The organism is Glycomyces dulcitolivorans, from assembly GCF_003265355.1.
Taxonomy (GTDB): domain Bacteria; phylum Actinomycetota; class Actinomycetes; order Mycobacteriales; family Micromonosporaceae; genus Glycomyces; species Glycomyces dulcitolivorans.
In genome coordinates this window covers 1-2172 of sequence record NZ_QFRW01000142.1, presented here as the reverse complement: position 1 = coordinate 2172, position 2172 = coordinate 1, and the positions used below count along the sequence as shown (strand labels likewise).

The window sequence follows — 2172 nt, the reverse complement described above, 5'->3', positions numbered from 1 at the left end:
GCACGCGCGGCGCCGCCGCGCTCACCGCCGCCGCGGCGCTGGCCCTCGCGGGCTGCTCCGCCGCCGACACCGGGAGCGGTGAGTCCGACGTCCCCACCGGGTCCTACGCCGTCATGGGCGACTGGCTCGGCTGCGAGGTCTTCGGCGACTTCGCCGCCCTCCAGACCGAACTCGGGGTCGCCGCGGTCGACGGCGAGCTCCAGAGCACCCCGATCGGCGAGGGGATCGACGCCGAGTCCGCCGGGTGCGCGGGCCTGTTCGACCTCGCCACGTTCGAGGACGTCCAGGGCTCGTTCGAGTACTCCTCGACCGGCGACGCGGCCGTCCGCGGCGGCCTCGCCCCGTGGAACGACGAGGCCGAGGCCGAGGCGAACTTCGCCGAGCGCATCGCCCAGCGCCGCGAGAACGCCGCGGGCCTCGCCTACACCGGCGAGACCGAGGGCGAGCTCGGCGGCGACTGGGACGAGAGCCTGTACATCGCCGCCGACACCGAGAACCGGTACTACGTCGACGCTTACGGGCGCAAGGGCGACTGGGTCGTCTACCTGTCCGTCGACTTCCTGCACGACCCCGGGGCCGGGGCCTACGAGTCGGCGCCCGAGTTCTACCCGGACTCCAGCGCCGAGGAGATGGCCGTGTACCCGTTCACCACCGAATCGCTCGTCGCCTGGATCACCGGCGAGCACCTCACCCAGATCCAGACCGACATCCTCCAGCGAGCCGAGAGCGAGGCGGGCCAGTGACCGAAGCAGCCGAGATCGAGAAGGAAGACTACGGCAAGATCGAGGAGGGCCAGTCCTCCTCGCAGTTCACGGTGGCGCAGAACGACCTCCTGGTCAAGCCCTCGTGCGAGACCGGCGACTGCACCTGCAAGGTGGAGGAGCCCGCCGAGGCCGCGTGGGTCAAGCTCATGTCGGCCGTGCCGCAGGCGTCCCAGATCAACAGCCTCCGCGCCGCCCGCGAGGGCACCATGATGCTGCCCGAGGGCCAGACCATCCAGAGCATGGTCAAGTCGATCCGGCCCCAGCCCGAGGCCGACTACGCCATCGACACCATCCGCGACGCCTGGAAGGACTTCTTCGAGGACTTCCGGATCGTCGGCCCCAAACTGGAGCAGGGCCTGACGACGCTCTCGTCCACCTGGAAGGGCGACGACTTCGACGCCTTCGAGGAGCAGGTCGAGACGGTCCTGAAGAACTGCAAGACCATCCAGAACGACATCGGCGGCGAGGACGGCGCCGACGGCGTCGTCAAGGTCCTCGACACCAAGCAGGCGGAGATCTTCGAGCAGCAGGGCGGCACCGCGTGCGTCTACCCCGCGCCGAAGTTCTACATGGAGGGCACCAGCTGCGGCTCGCACCGCATCCACATCCGCCCGCCGTTCTTCCGCAACTGCGAGATCCGCGCCAACGACGAGACCAAGGCCGCGCTCGAACTCGCCGGGTTCGACCCGCAGATCGTCGACGAGGTCTCCGAGGGCCGCCAGCAGACGTACGACATGTGGAACGAGTACGTCACCGCGAACCCCGACTACGAGGAGAACGGCCTCAAGGGACAGGCGCTCGCCGAGTCCAAGGCCGAGGAGTACGCCAGCCGGCGCCTCGACACGCTCGGCACCCAGGGCTCCAGCCAGCTCGAAGAGGAGGCCGCGCGGGTCAACGAGGAGGTGACCGAGCGGCACTCGAACGTCGAGGCCCAGGTCACCGACATCGCGCCCGATTCGAAGCCGGGCGAGCAGACCACGTTCAACGACGGCCCCGACGTCGACATCCCCAAGCCCGACGGGCTCGACACCGGCGGCGGTGGCGGCATGCCCGACACCGGCGGCTCGGGCCTCGACGGCATGAGCGGCCCGGACGACCTGACGAACCTGAGCGACACCCCCGGCGGGCTGAACGGCAACGGCGGCCTCGACTCCACCGGCGGGCTCAACGGGACCGGCAACACGCCCGGCGACTACTCCGGAAGCGGCAACGGGCTCAACGGACTCGACGACGACAACCCGTTCGACGCCGCCCAGGACCCCGACAACCTCGCCAGCGCCTCGTACCCCGGCAGCGGCGGGACCCCGCCCGGCGGGCTCAACGGCGGCAGCGGCCTCGACTCGTACAACTCCCCCAGCCCCTACGGCTCCACCGAGAACCCGGACCTCGACGACGTCAGCGGCGGTCT

2 pseudogenes are annotated in these 2172 nt (G+C 70.4%); both read left to right on the top strand.

Features of this window, described 5'->3' with window-relative positions:
- Positions 1 to 743: pseudogene (locus tag DI269_RS13190) on the top strand (hypothetical protein); the annotation flags it as partial.
- A pseudogene (locus tag DI269_RS13185) lies at positions 740 to 2172 on the top strand (hypothetical protein); the annotation flags it as partial. The pseudogenes DI269_RS13190 and DI269_RS13185, both read left to right, overlap by 4 nt.